The organism is Microcoleus sp. D2_18a_D3 (assembly GCF_036702455.1).
In the GTDB taxonomy this organism is placed as follows: domain Bacteria; phylum Cyanobacteriota; class Cyanobacteriia; order Cyanobacteriales; family Microcoleaceae; genus Microcoleus.
Window position 1 is genome coordinate 1 of sequence record NZ_JAUBTK010000120.1, and the last position, 15,636, is coordinate 15,636.

Sequence of the window (15,636 nt, forward strand, 5' to 3'; positions counted from 1 at the left end):
GGTGGATTCCACCTGATTATTGATTCGGTACTGAGACTCAGAATCACGCCTTCAACGAATTCTTTGACTTGCTCGCTCGCAGCAGCCGCTTCTCGCGTTTAGAGGGTGTAATTTCAGGAAGTTGATAGGCGGCCACCAGTCGCTAATTTAGGCGGTCAATTCCTCCCGCAACTCCCCCACATCGGGCGGTTCCTGTTCGTACTCAGCTCTTCTTTGGAACACTATCCGCGAAGATTCTAAATTTTCAAGTTTTCGGTTTGCGGTGGCGATTGCGAGTTTCGCCTGCGACATTTGATGCTCGCGGTTGTTCATGATGCGATTGATGGCGGCTTCTCTCGACGGTGCGAGTCGCGAACAGATAAGTCTGCTGGAATTCGACAAATGTTTTCATGGGAATAACTCACTTACTTGGAGTGAAGCTGACTAAGAGCCAATATCGATACAGAGAGACGAAAGCCTAGATAGGACAAAGCTCGCAGTGTGTTCTTAGATTAAGCCCAATCTTCAGATTCGGGCGAAAATCTCCCGTCGGAGTCTGAAAGCGGCTTGAAGTCTGGCAGCAAATCAAGCTGATGCGCTTCAGTATCTGCTGTGAAGATTGGCAATTCCAGCTCTGGCTCTGACTCCTCCGAGGCAATCGGCACAGATAACTGTTCTGGCGTCGGCGTCAGTATTGGCTCTCCTTGGGTCACTGCTTCTGTTGTCGGCTGTTCCCACTCCTGCTTCGAGAGTTCGATTGGGGCAGATAGAGTTTTTGGCTCGGACTCGACCGGGGCGGGGGTGTGAGGTAACTGTTTCGGCTGAGGCTGAGCTTCTAACTCAGCTAGTAGCGCTTTAAATACAGTTCGCTCACTCGCCGTCAACGCGAACCAAACTTTTTTTCGGTTAGCGAAACCTTTGTCGCAAGTTTCCGTGAGACTTATTTTTACGGCATCGGTAACTAGGGGGTCTGATTGTGTAACCGCGAACCGCATCAGGTTAACGAGTTCTAGTTCCTCTTCGTTGAGATTTGAGTCGGTCGCGGACTCTGAAACTAAGTAACGCCCGTTAAGGTTGAATTGTTTTTTAGGTTTACCTTCTTTGACTGAAATCTCGCGGTCAAGCTCAATCCGGCATAGCCCATCGCTCCACACCTTAACTACGGTGGCCCGCTCGTCTATATATTCTTGAGCTCCGGGATACTGGGTCGAAACTTTTACTCGATCGCCGGGGTTCCAATTCACCCTCGGTGAGATCGGCGGGACTGTCTGTGCTGTTGGTTCTGCGGACGGTTCCCTCCTCGCGATCGTTCCTGGCTCAGATGCCTGAGACTCGTTACAGATTTTTGAGTTGTTACAGGATTGTGCTGAGGACTCAAAAGTGGGTGTAACAATTGTGGTTACAGGAGTTACATCAGTTAAGGGTTCACCTTCAGCCGTGTTATTAGGATCATCTGTGATCTCGTATGATGAGGTCTTTTCATACTGGCTACTTTTACCTTGTAACGTTGTAACGTCTGTAACCATACGGGTTTCAGCGTTTTTTAATGGTGTAACAGAGGGTAAAGTGCCTGTAACGTCTGTAACAGCAAGGTTTCCAGCGTTTTTTAATGGTGTAACAGAGGGCAAAGTGCCTGTAATGTCTGTAACAGCAAGGTTTCCAGTCAATTCTTGCAGCCCACCATCGGCGCACAAGGTTTTTTGACAAATCCAACTCTCTACATGAGGGCGGTTATTGTGGTTGTCTTCTTCACTGTTTGCCGCTAAATCGATAAAGCATGGTAAAACCTGAAGTCCGCCCCAAAAGGCCGGAATGCGCTTGATTTTGTCGCCTTCTCGTACAACTGTCGAAGCTCGCCATTGGTTGGATAGCACTCGTTGTAGGTGATGTATAAATTTGTTGTATCCCTGCGGCGTGTTATTGTGAGCCTTGCAATATGCCACGTACCAACTGTGCAAATCGGCTCCAACGTAGTTATTGCCACCAGACCGGAAACAGCGATCGACAAAACCACGCACGCTGTCTCCCAAAATTGCGCCTTCCTGTTTCAAGGCAACGATCGCCGGATTTGTCGATGGCACTAGCAAAATCAGATCACGCTCTGCCCTGTCCATTGATAAAGCCCAACCGGCAATCTCGCCTAATTCGGCTGCTAGCTTGCGACCGAGGTCTGGATCTTCAATGATTGCTCCCCGATTCAGAGTTTGTAGGGGTATACAGCGCCTATCCCAACCATCTCCACTATTTTCGGTTTGAATATGTTCGACTGATGCGATGGCAAATCGCACATTCCAATTTTTTTGGTAGCTTGAGGCAGAAAATAACGCTCGTCCTGAGATAGCGCCATTGTCTACCAGTTCGTAAAATGCTTTGAGTTCGCTAAGATAGCCGCCCGTGTCGGGAATATAGAAGAGTGATTTGTTATTTAACAACTGATGCCGCCCTTCGGGTTTGGCCAGCTCAGATAAGCTATTGGAACTGACGCTACTTTCTGCACCCACTAAGTTTGCCAAAGTCCGCAGAAACACACCTTTCCCGCTTCCACTGTCTCCAATCAGATAAGCAAACTTCCCATAGGGAGCAGTGGGGTCTAGGTACATTGACAACAATGCTCTGATGGTTTCTAGTTGCTCGGCACCATAGGCAGAGAGGAGGAATTTTTTAAATTCTGGGGGGAGGTCAGAACCTGCGACATAATCACAAGGCGAACAGGACAACAGGTAATGCTCTTTATTGTGCGGGAATAGTTCGCCAGTTCTCAAATCTACAGTCCCGTTAGCGAAAGATTTAAGGTGGACTGTTGAAGTTTCAACTTTCTTGTGTAACGCCTTTCGACAGTATTTGAACGCGGAGTCCAAATATTTGCTGGTACCAAACCTAAACTTTTTGCCAACTTCTACTGGCTCGTAGCAGTTCCTAGTGAAATCGGCTAGTAGTTTATTAACGTCTGCATCAGCCTGAAGTTGCCAGTAGCGACCATTCCACTGATAAAAAGCATCGTTGATGACGATCCAATCATCCGCAAACAGCGTATTCCAGCAGTGGAGCTCGAAGGTGGTTGACTTGCTAACTAAGTATTTATCCTTGCCACCTGTGCCGTTGCCCGATCCACCATCGGTATCGTAGGTCGCCTCCCACTCTTTGAAATCAAGGGACTTAGCAAGCATCTGCCGGAAAGCTTCTATTCCTTTTCTCTGGATAAAATCATCCATTCCTTTGGTTTCACCCTCTTCTCCCGGCTCCCATTGTCCCGTGATTGTACGAACGGGTACACCAAACTTAAGCAACTGGCGACCGAGTTTCCGCTGTTCCCAAATGACGCTGGGATTGGTGGCTGCATCCGCATCAAAGGCAATGATGAATCCAAAACCGGCACGAGCGTAGTGTTCTAGTATGGCAACGAGAAAGCGTTGACCTTGCAAGTCGTTTTTCTTGGCAGTCAGCCCCATGCTGATGCCCATCAATGCAATTGTAGGTAAACCATGACAGCATCCCGCGAGCGCCTTCCAGATTCCTTCAGTTAGTAGGATGTAGGGCTGACCGTTAATGTGGTAGCAATGCTCTGCAAGCTTTTCAATATTCCAATAGTCCTTATCGGTTGGATGCTGGGGGAGAAAAGCGTCATATTCCCCTAACGGGGTGCGGTACTTGGGTGCCTTTTTATCTTCTCTTGACTTCCAGGGCTTGTCTGGCCTGAACTGAAATTGTGTGCCTGCACCAATAAAGAAGATGCCACCAGACTTGGCGGTATAGCCCAAGTAAAATGATGCCTCGTCAGCAGAGACGGTTCGGCAGTTGGCGTAACTCCACTTGTTCAGCAGTCCTCTGCTCTCAATGTGGGTCTTGTGTTTGGGGCAAAGGTACGCGGTAGTGGATAAAAATTGATCTGCAATATTCATAGATGCCTCTTTCGCTACTCATAGCGCTGCGTGCTGGTTTTTTATGAAGAAAACCCGCGCTTAGTAGAAGAGACGGCTCTGCTGTAACTACCGTTGATGTGCAAAGGTGCAAATGTGGCAGTAATGGCAGATTTTAGACTATGATGAATTTAAAGTTTTTTGAATTTTTGTTGTCTGCCGTCTCTTCTAAAGACTGCGGACTCTTTTTTTTGGTCTGGTCTTGGGCTGCGAGGCTCTTCGGTTGTTGCCAAGGGCCTCTGTAATTCCATGAGTTGATAGATCCTCCAATTTTAAACTCGAACGTATGGCTTAGATTGCTGGCTGGCAAGGAATTTCTGATAAGCTTCCTTATCGCCACCGCATGAATCAACGGAAACCTTGCTGACAATCTCATAAGTCATTGCCTCAGCTTCCTCTGGTGTCAAAGGCTGGCGCTCGCAGTAAGCAATCTGTACGTCCCGAAACTCTGGCATATCCCCTTCAACCTCTGATAGGTCGGCTTCGTACCGAAACACTCTGACCACTACCCAGTCTGAGGGAGTGACAAGGTAAGCTTTCCAAGGGCTACCCTCTTTTTTAACGTGATAAGTGAGCCGTTCTCCAACTTTGACCTTGCGCTTCAGTAGAGGACGCGAATCGTGAGAAAGCTGTAACAGTCGAGTCAACTGTTTCCCAATCACAAGCTCTTTGCTCTCGATAGGAATCCATTTTTCTTGCTCTTTGACTAGGTAAAGGCTCAGCGTAGACTTGCTTGCCAATGGGTCGTAAAGTTCCAGTTCTTCAGTTTGTGTCATCACATCAAATGCTTTTATAGTTATGCTTCATCTAGTCCGGGTCGTCTTGATGGTCGCCCTACATATCCCAAAAACTCGTCTGTTTGCCTTTGAAGACGCAATCGACTGATAGGTCTGAATCGTCCTCGTTTTGTTCGACTCTTTTGAGTTCCCACCCATACTTTTTTTCCATCTCCTTGCAATCTTCTTCAGATGACGCCGAATGTCTGTTTTCCTGCTCCGAATCGTCATCCTCACTTTTGCTAAACGGCCATCCAATCATTGCAGTCACTCCTTTAAATGGATGTATTTTAAAACGCCTCCAGCTTTTTATAGTAAGGGTTTGGGGGGTCGTGGAACTCAAAAAAATTGAAATGCCGTTCTTAGCTCTGGTTCTACCTAAATGCAGTCCACAAAAGCTTTTGGCAAAAAATCTGAGACATTTTGAACTTTTAATCCAGCACACTTGGCGTTGCTGTTTTGGGTATACACCAAACGCGAGATAAACAAATCTTGGTGTATACCCGCAGTTCAGCCTAGTTTTTCAAGTAGTGTTTCCCATTCCATAATTTGATTTTTTAGGTGTTGGGCGCGATCGCCCTTAGCCTTGCGCTTGAGGAACAAACCGCGGCCAGCAAGTTCTTCGCGGGCTAATGCGATACTTTGCTCCAACACTTTTGGTCAATTCCTCCCTATCCTCCTTTTTTAGTTCAGTGTCGGTCATCCCTGCAACTCCTCGGGCGAACTGTTCCAAGAATTCAGAGCGCGAGATTCCAAGCATCTCAGCCCTGGTGTCGATCGCTTTCATTGCCGTAGGAGTCACAAAAATGCTGTAGCGCTCTTTGTTTTCGCCCCAAGCGCTGCGTTCAGCCGGTTTTCTGGTCATTTGTCTGTGTATGCACAATTAACAATTTTCATCATAGGGCTTGACAACACCTAAACAAAAGTGATATGTCTGTGCATACACAGTTGTATCTGTGCATACACAGAAATGGCTTAACACCAAAACCAAACCCCGCCCCCTATGACTGGAAATCTTCTGGGGCGGGGTACGGCACTCACATTAATGAGGTTTTTCAATCATGACACAAATACCGATACCGATAACGGTTGAGGTGTCCGCTGCTGCTGCAACGCCAGGGGTGACGAGCGCTTCTTTGTACCCTTCGTTGTTGGCATCCGTGGACGCGATGGCAGAACCCGCTCTTTGGGTTTTGATGGAAGCGACCGTTTATTCGCTGCGCCAAAGGGATACGCTCACCCGCTCCATTAAAGAGTGCGGTACTGTTGAATGTTTTGGCGAGCAGTGGCCCCAAGATTTTGATTTCTTGCCAACCGATTCCGAAGCGATCGCCTTAGTAGAAGCAATAGCCGACCAATTCTCTAGCCGCCAACTCCATTCTTGCTGGCAATCGCTGTTGAGCACTTGCAACCGCATCCAAAAGCTTGCCCTGATTGAAGCGATAACCTACGCCCAACACTATTCATCGACGGTACTCCAAGCACTCTTTGAATGCGAACTCTCCGATTTATTTGAAGATTCCCTCGAACATTTAGATGTTTGGATGTCTGAACCCGAAGCGTTGAGGCTGATTCGCTTACTCTCCGGTTCCCTGTTGGCTTCATCGGAAGCTGCACCATCTCCGGGCGACGGGAGGGACGATCGATGAAAGCACTCAAAAGCCATCAATTTCAGTGGAGCGTTACCGTCACCCGCAAATACAATCCACCGCGTCAGATCGTAGTATTCGGGCGCACGCCAGCAGAAGCACTTCAAGGTGCCGTATCTTCTGCCCGCGAAGTATGGGGTATCTGGGATGCCAAATCATTTAGCACGCCAGAAAGGAAATAATTTTTTTTGATTCTTCGTTAGCTACTTCGGGCGACTCCGAAAACAGCTAACGAAAGAATCAGAGTTTCGGGTGATGTAGCCCGCCAAGTAGCCAATCAAATGCCAGAAAATGCCAACACCTAAAAAGCCTGTAGACGTAGCTGTTTTTAACAGTCGATGTGGCAAATGGAACCATCGAAATTACTTCAGAGCAGAGGTAAGGGTAATTCTAGGTAAAGGGGGAAAACCGATGCCGGAAGCTACTTTCAAAACCAGACTCGCCCTTTTAGAAGCAGAATGCCCTGAGTTTCAGAGACAACCTTACCGCCGAACATTTTCTCAATTTCATTTGAACTGCTTGCTAACCCTAGAAACTTGGATTCTTGAAGCCAACCGCTGCATTGCCACTGTTCGAGAACGATTAGCACAAGAAGGATTACCCACCCATGAATACCGAACCGACAATTGACCGCCGCGACATCAAAACCAAATGGGGACTCAACAAAGTTTCTGACGTAACCAACGCTCGGAAAGCTTTAGGACACCCAGATTGGCAAAACTCTAAGTTCAACTCCGACGATGCAGCAGAACTCGACCTTTACTTCGAGTTGGTACTCAATCAACGAATTGCACCGCATTTGGCACTCGAACAAATAGCAGGCACTCGCAACGGACGCGGTGAATACTGCAACGACATCGACAAAGATGCGATCGCCAGCGACCAAAACCGCGATGCTGAAGAAGAGAAAAGCGGAGCGATACAAGCCATTGAGGGAATGACTCGCGAAGCATCCTTGGGGATGGCCGATGTTGCCGGAGCAGTGAGCCACCAAATCTTAGATGCTTTTAAGATTTCTCTCACCGCCAATCTGACAAGTGGATTGACCGAGATGGCATCTCAGATTCGAGGTAATTTTGGTGTCCTTGCCGATGCCGTGAAAGCGGCCCCTTTGGACTTGAGGGATGCAAATCTACCAGCCCCAAAGCCTTTGTTACCAATCAAGCCAGCACCGCAGCGGAGGATTTCACCAGGACTCTGGTAGACGCTCACAAAGAGCTAGGGGAAGCCCTAGCTTTCCAACAGGCTAAGCGTGAAAAAGTGTTGTTTCAGCTAATCTTTTTTCTGAGCCTGAGATGCGGGGGCAACAAACAACGTAAAACAACTGAGTTGCCCCTCAATACAAATGCTGAAGATACAATAGCATTAATGAGGTTTTTGTAAGTATTTCTGGAGAAATTAATGCTGATTTCAGTATGCAGTAGAGAAGTCCTTAGCTGGCACGACGACACCTATGTTTTTGTTTACAACTCAGCGAACGAATGCCAGCGCTTTTGTCAGATTAAAGACCTCAGCATGTATTACATGAAAGAGCAAATTTTAAGGTTTGGTGCCGAAAAACTCTTCTTGGAACCAGCAGACGAGAACAAAAATCTCTGCATTCCCCAAGAAAAGTATTTCCCTGCAGAATGCGTGGGCCCAGAACAATGCACCTACCCAGGAGTGTGCTATCGCGTCGAAACTGAACAACAAGACTCAGAATGTTGGGAAGGAGATCGCGATGGTTGAGAGTTTTGGATTCGTTGAAATGTATTTGGTTCCCTTAACACTTTGGAGAACTATTAAGTCTAAGTTTGCCGTAATTAGCGAGGTTGCTGTGCTGGTGGGAGGTTGTGCATGAGCGTAAAAATCAGAGAGGTTTTAGCGACAATTCATTATGCTGAGTCAGGAAGAAAAGAGCAAAAATTAGTGCATTTTCTTTTTACAAAGACCAGGAAAAGTGTCAGCTAGTACATCTATCAGCGATAACTTAGCTGTACCCATTCCTGCAACAACCATTCGTATCAATTTGTCTGTTTCTATTCCTGAGCCAGAAGTCAGCCCTAATTTGACAGCATCCTTAATTCAATTGTTGATGCCGACCGATGAATTTAAACAAACTACTGAGGTACAAAATGCTGACTAAGATTTTTAACTTTCTGGTTGTTAAAGTTGTCTATAGACTCGTAAATGTTAGATTTCTCCGCTTTCCCAATCAAGCCGAAATCAGGAAGCCAATAGTTGAGAAACTAGCAGAAGAGAGTTTAACTTACGAAGACAGGGAAGTCGTTGTCCTAATAGTCAACAAAAATAATTGTTGGGAATGGAGCGTAATGTTTGGGTGTATCGTCTTTGAAATAGGAAAGTGTGCCACGAAAGAAGAAGCAATGGCTAGCGCCGAGGCAGAAATAAATAGGTTTTGTGCAGATGATTAAGGTACAAAATAATGAAGCGTTCCGAACCAATCAAAGACCAAAAGTTGCTACTTCCAGCAAATCTTACTGAAGAAGATCAGTTCTACGCCGAATGTAACACAAACGGAATAAACCTGGTAGATCGGGTAAATGGCAAGCCAGTTTATGTTTATCCCTACTGGATAGACAGACCCAATTGCAATTGGCACAGTCCACCAGTCGCAGAAGATGAGGATGAGGTTGAGGTTGAAGATGAAAGTGAGCCTGAAAGTGAAGATGAGGAGCGAGGTAATAGAAAAGGCTGGATAAATCGATTAACGGCGTGGTGGAAACGACGCGATGCTATCAATATCAACTTCTTGGAAGAATCGTAGTTAATGAGGTAACAAGAAATGAGCAGCGAATTAGACAGAGTAAAGCAGTTAGTGGAACTAGACCCAGCACCAGAGGCAATTGTCAAATCTGTAGACATGGCATGGGCTGTGTACCGTAAAGGACAAATCCCCGACAACTACCTGATTTGTAAAGAGATGTTGTGGCATGGAATATGTCAGATTTTGGGTTACATTCCGGCTCATATTAAATGTAGCGGTCAAGGACAGGTTTACATTTCATTTAGTCCGAATGACATCAGCAAGTAGAAGACTAACGAGACATTAACCCACCGAGTCTAGAGGTTAGTTGCGAATTGGTAATGCGACAATTGAGATGTACTCTGCAACAGCTAACAACCAAAAAATATGAACAAAAAACCAGATGGTAGCCAATCTTTCGCTTTCAATAATTTAACCCTCAAACAGCCAACAATTAGCGAGAATTTGACACTCAAACAGCCAGCAATCAGCGACGATTTAACGCTCGAACAGCCAGCAATAGGTGGTGACTGGTTGATTCAACTCAAACCGCCCACAATCAGTGACGACTTGATGCAAAGTTTCATCCACCATTTGACGCTTCCTGATTTTAACCACAGCAACGAAGATTCGAGGTAACAACCATGTCAGATAAGCTCTCGGTCATTTGTGCATCAATCCTGTTTGCAGCCATCCCCGCTATGCTACTTTACGCAGGTCAATCTATCTACCACGACGGTTATCGACAAGCCGTAAAAGATTTACCGCCAACAGTAGTTCAAGGCGACCAGAATATCGACAACAGTACGAACAACAACTATCAATTTGCACCGTCACTTGGGGGCAAGTAATCAATGCTAAATCAACTACATAGCTCAGAATAGATTAAAGGAGACAAACCATGAGTGCAATTGTTAAATACACAGGCGGTGGAGCCATCGCCCCAGCCCTAATCGGAAAAGTCAAAGCATTTGATAGCGCACCTGAAATGTTGACTACTTTTCAGGGATACTACGGCTTCGACCCATCAGCGTTTGCCGGGATGTCCGAGGAAGAATTGGGGGCATTCGTAGATTCTGTTGAAGAAATCAAGTTTCTGATTGACAACCTCGACAAGTTAGAAAAACACGTCAACGATTATATTGATGGCGTCGTAAAGTACAACGAATTTGTAGCCCGATGCGTCAAAGCTGGTGCTAAGGGCATGGAGAAGATCGATCGAGCTACTCTTGACGTATTCTTGGCATGGAAAGGTTGGCAGGCCAATACCAAAAAGCTAGCCAAAGATTCGGATGTTGGCGTCAGACTTCTCGACCAAGAAGTTATCGATTACGGTGATTTAGCCGAATACGACCTTGAGATTTCTCTTCAGATAGTGGCTAACAGATTAGTCCGCCAAAAAGAGGCGCTCTCCCAAAAACCTGAAACAGAAGCAGCAAACTATGCGGAGCGACAAGCAGCTCAAGAGGCAAAAAGCGAAGAGAGAAATAGAATAAAAGACTTGTTTGCTTACGGTACTCGCGGGAAATACGGTTTGCCATCATCGAGTAGCCCGCAATTGAGTCCTGCTGCCAATAACGCTACCAATAACGCTACCAATAACGCTACCAATAACGCTACCAAGGCAAGCGGTTGGCTAAAAAATTGGGGCGGTAAAGCCTTTGATTATTTCTCAGGGAAGTAACAAGAGTGCAGTTACCACCGTTTCTCATTCCCAAACCTCAAAATCCTCCTGTTGCTCCACAACAACCACAACTCCCCGACCTAGAAGAATCAGACCAATTGAGGTTTCTCAAGAACTTAAACAGCTTCTGCGGTCAAGGATTCTGGTTTGCGGTTGGGTTGTCAATTGCTCACGTTTTGAGGATTCTCAGTGCTCCTGTAATGCTCGTCGCAGTGATTTTAGTAGCCGGGTTTCTGTTTGTAGTAAAACCGAAAAACCCAACGCCTTATTTACTATCCATGAGGCGGATTAGCGGGTTGGTAGTGATTGTCGGAACTATTGCTGCATTTTGGGATGCAGCGTGGCTGCTAGCAAATATGCCTTTGGTTGTAGGCTTCGGCTTTAGAGTAACAAGCGTGTGGCAGCTTGTCGTAATAGTCGGTTTGTCGGTGGCGCTGATGAAGTTGGTCGCATTGGTGCGGAGGAGGTTGAGATGAAAAGTACGCTCGCTATTTTGATTGCAGGTATCGGATGCACCGGACTTAGTTTGTTCGGCTACTTCGACAAACACGTCAGTTACTGCAATGGAGCTACAAACCCTTGTACGCCTGTTATAGTATCGGGTTCAAAGTATCCCAAGAATGCCAAGTTTGTGAAGCTGCATCAAGGTTGGGGGCTGCTGCGTACTGCATCCGGTGCAGTTGCTGCAATCAGCTTTGGGACGGGTTATTTTGCATCGGGTGCAGCATCGGTGAAGCAGAGAAAGAGCGAGGAAGAGGCTGCTCTCAATGAAGCTCGGCAAAAGCAGTTAGAAGCAACTACAAGCGACATTTTGGAGAGCGAAGAAATCCAGAAAACAGCGATTGCCGCTGACTTGAGAGTGAAGGATTTCAAGCGCGAACTCTACGACGGCTACAACACGCTTTATTTGGAGAAGAATCCCGAACTGTTGGAGGCTTTAACCACCGCCACCCCCCCATCTTTGCCCGCTCCCACGGAATCAAAGTCCGAGAAAGTTGAAAAGGCGGAACTCCTATCAAACACAGCATCCGCCCCAAATAACAATCAATTATTGGGTGTAGAACTGCCAATACCTCCCAATTTAGGAGTGAAATTCTTTGATTGGAAACAGTTTAGGGACACTCCTGAGATGTTCCCTCACATTAGAGGAGTTGCAGCTACCCGATGCGGAAAAACCACGCTATTTGATTGGCTGATGGATGTGATGCCATCCCAAAAGCAGTCGGTAATTACGGTCAAACGGTGGCCGCATCAATGGCTTGGCTTGGATGTAATAGGAGTGCCTGAAGATTACAAAGCTATCCGCTCCTCTTTGGAAGCACTGCAAAGTGAAAGAGTGCGGCGTACAGCATTAATGGCAAAGGGGATTGATTCACCCATTTGGAATGTAGCTGTTGATGAATGGAAAGCAATTTCGCGTAATGTGAGAGCGATTGTCGATCGCAAAACCAAACAGATTATTTCTCTCGGCGCCAAGCAAATTATGGGTGAAATGATTACTTTAGCCAGGGAAACCAACATCCGCATCTTTGCTTTAGCGCAGGGCAGACAAGTTGTAACTTGGGGATTGGAGGGTGAAAGCGATTTAGCTGAGTGTTTCTGTAGCATTTACATGGGCAAGTTTGCCGTAGAAGAATGTGAAGCCTATCGCAACAAATTCCCCAAGGATTCCGAGCAATACGCCAAATACCAACAAGTTCGAGATTACTTGGAATCGCTGGGAAATAGAGCGGCATGGATTAGCTGCGAGTTAGGCGAATTCCCGGCTGTTGTACCCGACTTGAGCCAGTGGAAACGAGAGCTTCCCAAACAGCCAATTGAGCCAATCACTGACACGAATCAAGAGAAAGCCGGGATTAGCCAAACAAGCGAAACAGATGACCCAGAACAACTTTGGGAACTAGCCAAACAGCGCCTTGAAGAGACTTTTAAATCATCACAAATTACTGAAACAGGGGAGCATTCTGAGCGGGATACGCAAGAACCTGACGTATCTGTACCGCAACCCCAACAGGGCGGTGGGATACCTCTAGAACCCTTACCCGATAAAGAGTACCCGAGTCGAGATGGCGCATCTCTCGTATCGAGGTACTTCTCTGAAACAACGGAATCGGCTCTTTTCGAGCAGGTATTAGCGTATCTGGATACGAGTCGCAATGCCTCTGATATTATTAAAAATGTCCTGAAATGCACCAAACCAGATAAGGACTCGCCGCGTTCGTATTCAAGCGTCGGCAAGCCCGTATTTATTTACTTGATTCGGAAATACGGAACGGCTGCCTTGATTGCACATTTTGCCGATTTCTTGGATAGGTAAAAACCTGAATAATCCTGGGTAAAAGTCAGACCAGAAAGACGAACTGTTAGAGAATTGCCGCAAAGTTTTAGCAGCCGATGCTTAAGAAGGGAAATTGGAGTGATGTTAGCTGCTGCGGATACCTTAAGCCGAGGTGGTATTGGTTGTTTCACTTTGCAGGCAGTGACGCTTATTTGATAAAATAATTAGATTGTCGTTTAGTTTTGCAGCGGGCGACTCATCCCCCAATCTGGGGGTTTTCTATTTCGATGTTACTTGCTTGGTGAGCTAGTTGTGTGGTTTTCAAATACTACCCATCGAGTTATATTTTGAAGGTGCTGTTTTGATATTAGGCTCTCAAATATGGAACTAACCAAATATAGTTGGTGGGGTTAATCCAACGAACCGCCACCGCACCTGAAAACTAAAAAGCAACTGGGTGAACTCGGTTTATCGCCTCTGAAACCTTCAGGCGTTATCGAAACCAGAAAATACGATGTGTTCCTCTACGACATCAACAATCCTGAAGCGTGCCGATCCAAAAGAAAACCATCTCCCAAACAATTGGAAACCCTGGCTGCCAACCGCCTCAAAGCTAAAATAAAGCGGGATTACCGGGAATGGTATCGAGAAGTAGGTTTCATAAAAAAAGATAGGGTGAGTGCTGTTCTTTGGGCAAGAGAACAATTAAGCCCGAACGATTGGGTGATTCTGGATACTGAAACTACGGGGCTATACGATGCAGAGATTGTAGAGATAGCAATTATCAATCATCTCGGTGAAATGTTGCTGGATACGCTCATAAAGCCCTCCATTGTTATACCTCCAGAAGTGACAGAGATTCACGGCATTAGCGATGCAATGGTAGTCGATGCTCCTACCTTCCCTGAAGTCTATCCCCACATTGATGTAGCTCTGAAAGATAAACGAGTATTAATCTACAATTCTGCTTTCGATATCCCAATTTTAAATTACTGCTGTCGGCTTCACACTTTGCCGATTTTGAAGTTGGCAAAGCGCTCTGATTGTTTGATGGAATGGGTAGCGCAATGGGCCGGAAACTGGAGTTATTATCACTCATATTATCGGTATGTTCCTCTCAACGGCGGACACCGAGCTCTCTTGAGATTGCACGGCTGCTTTTGAGCTTATTAAACGAATGGCAGCGGATTCGGATCAAATCAATTGCCCCGTGCCGATTCCCCAGAAAAATTCATGATATTCTAATCCACCACACCCTCCGGGAACAGGGATAATTGTCCCGGCGATACGTTGGACTGCCGGAGGTGGTCGCGGAGCACTCCAAGCGTCTTTATTCGCCACAGAAGTGGGTGGAACGGAGGACTGAGGGATTTCAATGCCCCTGGACTCACGATTGGGTATTCTGTTCGTCGTGCACATCGACTGCATTTACTAGAAGCCTGCCTTGTAAGCGTTACTGAATTCACTGCGGGTTCAGGGCATCTGTAGGTAACTTTTCGCTTGGCTTTCCTACATAAAGAATACCGAGAGCAAATATAGCTCCCGGTATCAACTTTTCCAGTTCCGTTGTTGTTAAGTAAATCCAATCAGGCTCAATGAAAGGAAAATTTGCCTCACTCGATTAAGCACAGCAGATCGTTATTGGTTAGCCTGTTCCAAAGCGGGATTTGTTGAAGCTCCAGCAATTTCGGCTAAGTTAATCTTGACGACTTTATTGCGAGCTTCAGTCACTTTGGGTAGAGTTAGCGTTAGAATGCCATCTTTGCATTCAGCTTGCACAGAGTCGTTTTGAATGGGTGCGGGCAAGGAAATTACCCGGTGGAATTTGCCATAGCGGAATTCAGAGCGGACGTAGCCAGATTTCTCGTTTGTGTTTTCGTAGCGGCGTTCCCCAGAGATAGAAATCGCTTTTGGAGTGACTTGAACGTCAATGTCTTTGGGGTCAATTCCGGGCAGTTGCGCTTTTAATACGAAGTTGTCCCCAGCATCAGCCAATTCCAGAGCGGGCATCCAAGTGGCTTCTGAGTTATCTCTAGTTGTTGCCAGTTGGTCAAAAACTTTATCGAGTTGCTGACGGATGGTTTCAATTTCCGTGAAGGGTTGCTTGGGGCGCATCAACATAATGTGTCACCTCAAAGATTGGTAATGCTTTATAAGGAAAGTTTGGGTTGAAGCTCATTGCTTACAGTTATTATGATGCCGCTTTATAAGTGGGAAGAACAGTCAGGAGAACCCCACTCTGTTGGTCGTATTTGCCAGAATAAGTGCGAAAGAAGCAGGGGCAATTGACATTGAAGAAAACCGTACAAAGCTATTCCTAGAAACCGAAAATGCTGTAGCAACGCCATGATGGCCCTGCCGAGCGAACTCTGCACGGCGCGAGCGTCGGGGGAAGTATCGGCGGTGTTGCCAACCGTACCAAAAGCACGGTGCGGGTGATGTTTAGCAGTGTAAGGACGTACAGAGCGGGTGTGAGCTGCTTTCCCATAGCCATCGCTCGCGCTCATGAGGGATCTCGCATAATCCCCTTCTTAGGAATGAAAAATAAATAAGTTGATGAATTATCGGTTATACTGAAAAAAGTGCGCTTATTACAATTTTCACCCA

22 protein-coding genes are annotated in these 15,636 nt (G+C 46.4%); 15 read left to right on the plus strand and 7 right to left on the minus strand.

The features are described 5' to 3' along the window. Positions 1-147: 147 nt before the first annotated feature. From QUB06_RS31775 to QUB06_RS31795, 5 genes are all read right to left on the minus strand, one after another. Positions 148-312 (minus strand): hypothetical protein, encoded by a 165-nt coding sequence (locus tag QUB06_RS31775; RefSeq protein WP_333438677.1) that lies wholly within the window; start codon positions 310-312, stop codon positions 148-150. Between the two features lie 179 nt (positions 313-491). Beyond that, entirely contained in the window at positions 492-3,878 is a 3,387-nt protein-coding gene (locus tag QUB06_RS31780) for a DUF3854 domain-containing protein (protein WP_333438678.1), read from the minus strand. A 290-nt stretch (positions 3,879-4,168) separates the two neighbouring features. Further along, on the minus strand, positions 4,169-4,672 hold the full coding sequence (locus tag QUB06_RS31785; protein WP_333438679.1) for a hypothetical protein: 504 nt from the start codon (positions 4,670-4,672) through the stop codon (positions 4,169-4,171). Positions 4,673-4,730: 58 nt separating this feature from the next. Beyond that, positions 4,731-4,934 carry a hypothetical protein gene (locus QUB06_RS31790; protein ID WP_333438680.1) on the minus strand — a complete coding sequence of 68 codons (204 nt, stop codon included), beginning with the start codon at positions 4,932-4,934 and terminating at the stop codon, positions 4,731-4,733. A gap of 318 nt (positions 4,935-5,252) precedes the next feature. Further along, positions 5,253-5,537: a hypothetical protein gene (locus QUB06_RS31795; protein WP_333438681.1), complete on the minus strand. Its 285-nt coding sequence runs from the start codon at positions 5,535-5,537 to the stop codon at positions 5,253-5,255. A gap of 196 nt (positions 5,538-5,733) precedes the next feature. On the opposite strand from QUB06_RS31795, the gene QUB06_RS31800 reads away from it, so the two are divergent. The 15 genes from QUB06_RS31800 to QUB06_RS31870 all read left to right on the plus strand — a co-directional run bounded on the left by QUB06_RS31800 (position 5,734) and on the right by QUB06_RS31870 (position 14,193). Then, positions 5,734-6,321 (plus strand): hypothetical protein, encoded by a 588-nt coding sequence (locus QUB06_RS31800; protein WP_333438682.1) that lies wholly within the window; start codon positions 5,734-5,736, stop codon positions 6,319-6,321. Continuing rightward, positions 6,318-6,503, plus strand: a complete 186-nt coding sequence (locus QUB06_RS31805) for a hypothetical protein (protein WP_333438683.1) — start codon at positions 6,318-6,320, stop codon at positions 6,501-6,503. Before QUB06_RS31800 ends, QUB06_RS31805 begins: the two co-directional genes overlap by 4 nt. A 109-nt stretch (positions 6,504-6,612) precedes the next feature. After that, positions 6,613-6,951 carry a hypothetical protein gene (locus tag QUB06_RS31810; protein ID WP_333438684.1) on the plus strand — a complete coding sequence of 113 codons (339 nt, stop codon included), beginning with the start codon at positions 6,613-6,615 and terminating at the stop codon, positions 6,949-6,951. Next, positions 6,929-7,525, plus strand: a complete 597-nt coding sequence (locus QUB06_RS31815; protein ID WP_333438685.1) for a hypothetical protein — start codon at positions 6,929-6,931, stop codon at positions 7,523-7,525. Before QUB06_RS31810 ends, QUB06_RS31815 begins: the two co-directional genes overlap by 23 nt. Before the next feature lie 197 nt (positions 7,526-7,722). After that, positions 7,723-8,049, plus strand: coding sequence for a hypothetical protein (locus QUB06_RS31820; RefSeq protein ID WP_333076994.1), 327 nt, complete (start codon positions 7,723-7,725; stop codon positions 8,047-8,049). Between the two features lie 211 nt (positions 8,050-8,260). Continuing rightward, a complete protein-coding gene (locus QUB06_RS31825; protein ID WP_333076992.1) occupies positions 8,261-8,446 on the plus strand; it encodes a hypothetical protein in 186 nt (61 codons plus the stop codon). Then, entirely contained in the window at positions 8,436-8,735 is a 300-nt protein-coding gene (locus QUB06_RS31830) for a hypothetical protein (protein ID WP_333076990.1), read from the plus strand. The genes QUB06_RS31825 and QUB06_RS31830 overlap by 11 nt, the downstream gene beginning before the upstream one ends. A gap of 11 nt (positions 8,736-8,746) precedes the next feature. Then, positions 8,747-9,088, plus strand: coding sequence for a hypothetical protein (locus QUB06_RS31835; RefSeq protein WP_333076987.1), 342 nt, complete (start codon positions 8,747-8,749; stop codon positions 9,086-9,088). 18 nt (positions 9,089-9,106) lie between these two features. After that, entirely contained in the window at positions 9,107-9,355 is a 249-nt protein-coding gene (locus QUB06_RS31840; RefSeq protein WP_333076985.1) for a hypothetical protein, read from the plus strand. 99 nt (positions 9,356-9,454) lie between these two features. Next, positions 9,455-9,706, plus strand: coding sequence for a hypothetical protein (locus QUB06_RS31845; RefSeq protein ID WP_333438686.1), 252 nt, complete (start codon positions 9,455-9,457; stop codon positions 9,704-9,706). A gap of 5 nt (positions 9,707-9,711) precedes the next feature. Then, positions 9,712-9,918: a hypothetical protein gene (locus QUB06_RS31850; protein ID WP_333438687.1), complete on the plus strand. Its 207-nt coding sequence runs from the start codon at positions 9,712-9,714 to the stop codon at positions 9,916-9,918. A 50-nt stretch (positions 9,919-9,968) separates the two neighbouring features. Next, positions 9,969-10,751, plus strand: coding sequence for a hypothetical protein (locus QUB06_RS31855; RefSeq protein ID WP_333438688.1), 783 nt, complete (start codon positions 9,969-9,971; stop codon positions 10,749-10,751). Between the two features lie 5 nt (positions 10,752-10,756). Continuing rightward, positions 10,757-11,227, plus strand: coding sequence for a hypothetical protein (locus QUB06_RS31860; protein WP_333438689.1), 471 nt, complete (start codon positions 10,757-10,759; stop codon positions 11,225-11,227). After that, the gene (locus tag QUB06_RS31865; RefSeq protein WP_333438690.1) at positions 11,224-13,068 is read left to right on the plus strand and encodes a hypothetical protein; all 1,845 of its coding nucleotides are present in this window, start codon (positions 11,224-11,226) and stop codon (positions 13,066-13,068) included. The genes QUB06_RS31860 and QUB06_RS31865 overlap by 4 nt, the downstream gene beginning before the upstream one ends. 477 nt (positions 13,069-13,545) lie before the next feature. Beyond that, a complete protein-coding gene (locus tag QUB06_RS31870) occupies positions 13,546-14,193 on the plus strand; it encodes a 3'-5' exonuclease (RefSeq protein ID WP_333438691.1) in 648 nt (215 codons plus the stop codon). A gap of 474 nt (positions 14,194-14,667) precedes the next feature. Here QUB06_RS31870 and QUB06_RS31875 read toward each other — a convergent pair whose 3' ends face one another. Together QUB06_RS31875 and QUB06_RS31880 are read right to left on the minus strand one after the other, a co-directional pair. After that, positions 14,668-15,150, minus strand: a complete 483-nt coding sequence (locus tag QUB06_RS31875) for an Hsp20/alpha crystallin family protein (protein WP_333438692.1) — start codon at positions 15,148-15,150, stop codon at positions 14,668-14,670. An 83-nt stretch (positions 15,151-15,233) separates the two neighbouring features. Continuing rightward, positions 15,234-15,536: a hypothetical protein gene (locus QUB06_RS31880; RefSeq protein WP_333438693.1), complete on the minus strand. Its 303-nt coding sequence runs from the start codon at positions 15,534-15,536 to the stop codon at positions 15,234-15,236. Between the last annotated feature and the right edge of the window lie 100 nt (positions 15,537-15,636).

What these genes read in the sequence shown, in the direction of transcription:
- QUB06_RS31775 (WP_333438677.1), bottom strand. Translation starts at nt 312, where the DNA reads ATGAACAACCGCGAGCATCAAATGTCGCAGGCGAAACTCGCAATCGCC.
- QUB06_RS31780 (WP_333438678.1), bottom strand. Translation starts at nt 3,878, where the DNA reads ATGAATATTGCAGATCAATTTTTATCCACTACCGCGTACCTTTGCCCC.
- QUB06_RS31785 (WP_333438679.1), bottom strand. Translation starts at nt 4,672, where the DNA reads ATGACACAAACTGAAGAACTGGAACTTTACGACCCATTGGCAAGCAAG.
- QUB06_RS31790 (WP_333438680.1), bottom strand. Translation starts at nt 4,934, where the DNA reads ATGATTGGATGGCCGTTTAGCAAAAGTGAGGATGACGATTCGGAGCAG.
- QUB06_RS31795 (WP_333438681.1), bottom strand. Translation starts at nt 5,537, where the DNA reads ATGACCAGAAAACCGGCTGAACGCAGCGCTTGGGGCGAAAACAAAGAG.
- QUB06_RS31800 (WP_333438682.1), top strand. Translation starts at nt 5,734, where the DNA reads ATGACACAAATACCGATACCGATAACGGTTGAGGTGTCCGCTGCTGCT.
- QUB06_RS31805 (WP_333438683.1), top strand. Translation starts at nt 6,318, where the DNA reads ATGAAAGCACTCAAAAGCCATCAATTTCAGTGGAGCGTTACCGTCACC.
- QUB06_RS31810 (WP_333438684.1), top strand. Translation starts at nt 6,613, where the DNA reads ATGCCAACACCTAAAAAGCCTGTAGACGTAGCTGTTTTTAACAGTCGA.
- QUB06_RS31815 (WP_333438685.1), top strand. Translation starts at nt 6,929, where the DNA reads ATGAATACCGAACCGACAATTGACCGCCGCGACATCAAAACCAAATGG.
- QUB06_RS31820 (WP_333076994.1), top strand. Translation starts at nt 7,723, where the DNA reads ATGCTGATTTCAGTATGCAGTAGAGAAGTCCTTAGCTGGCACGACGAC.
- QUB06_RS31830 (WP_333076990.1), top strand. Translation starts at nt 8,436, where the DNA reads ATGCTGACTAAGATTTTTAACTTTCTGGTTGTTAAAGTTGTCTATAGA.
- QUB06_RS31835 (WP_333076987.1), top strand. Translation starts at nt 8,747, where the DNA reads ATGAAGCGTTCCGAACCAATCAAAGACCAAAAGTTGCTACTTCCAGCA.
- QUB06_RS31840 (WP_333076985.1), top strand. Translation starts at nt 9,107, where the DNA reads ATGAGCAGCGAATTAGACAGAGTAAAGCAGTTAGTGGAACTAGACCCA.
- QUB06_RS31845 (WP_333438686.1), top strand. Translation starts at nt 9,455, where the DNA reads ATGAACAAAAAACCAGATGGTAGCCAATCTTTCGCTTTCAATAATTTA.
- QUB06_RS31850 (WP_333438687.1), top strand. Translation starts at nt 9,712, where the DNA reads ATGTCAGATAAGCTCTCGGTCATTTGTGCATCAATCCTGTTTGCAGCC.
- QUB06_RS31855 (WP_333438688.1), top strand. Translation starts at nt 9,969, where the DNA reads ATGAGTGCAATTGTTAAATACACAGGCGGTGGAGCCATCGCCCCAGCC.
- QUB06_RS31865 (WP_333438690.1), top strand. Translation starts at nt 11,224, where the DNA reads ATGAAAAGTACGCTCGCTATTTTGATTGCAGGTATCGGATGCACCGGA.
- QUB06_RS31875 (WP_333438692.1), bottom strand. Translation starts at nt 15,150, where the DNA reads ATGTTGATGCGCCCCAAGCAACCCTTCACGGAAATTGAAACCATCCGT.
- QUB06_RS31880 (WP_333438693.1), bottom strand. Translation starts at nt 15,536, where the DNA reads ATGAGCGCGAGCGATGGCTATGGGAAAGCAGCTCACACCCGCTCTGTA.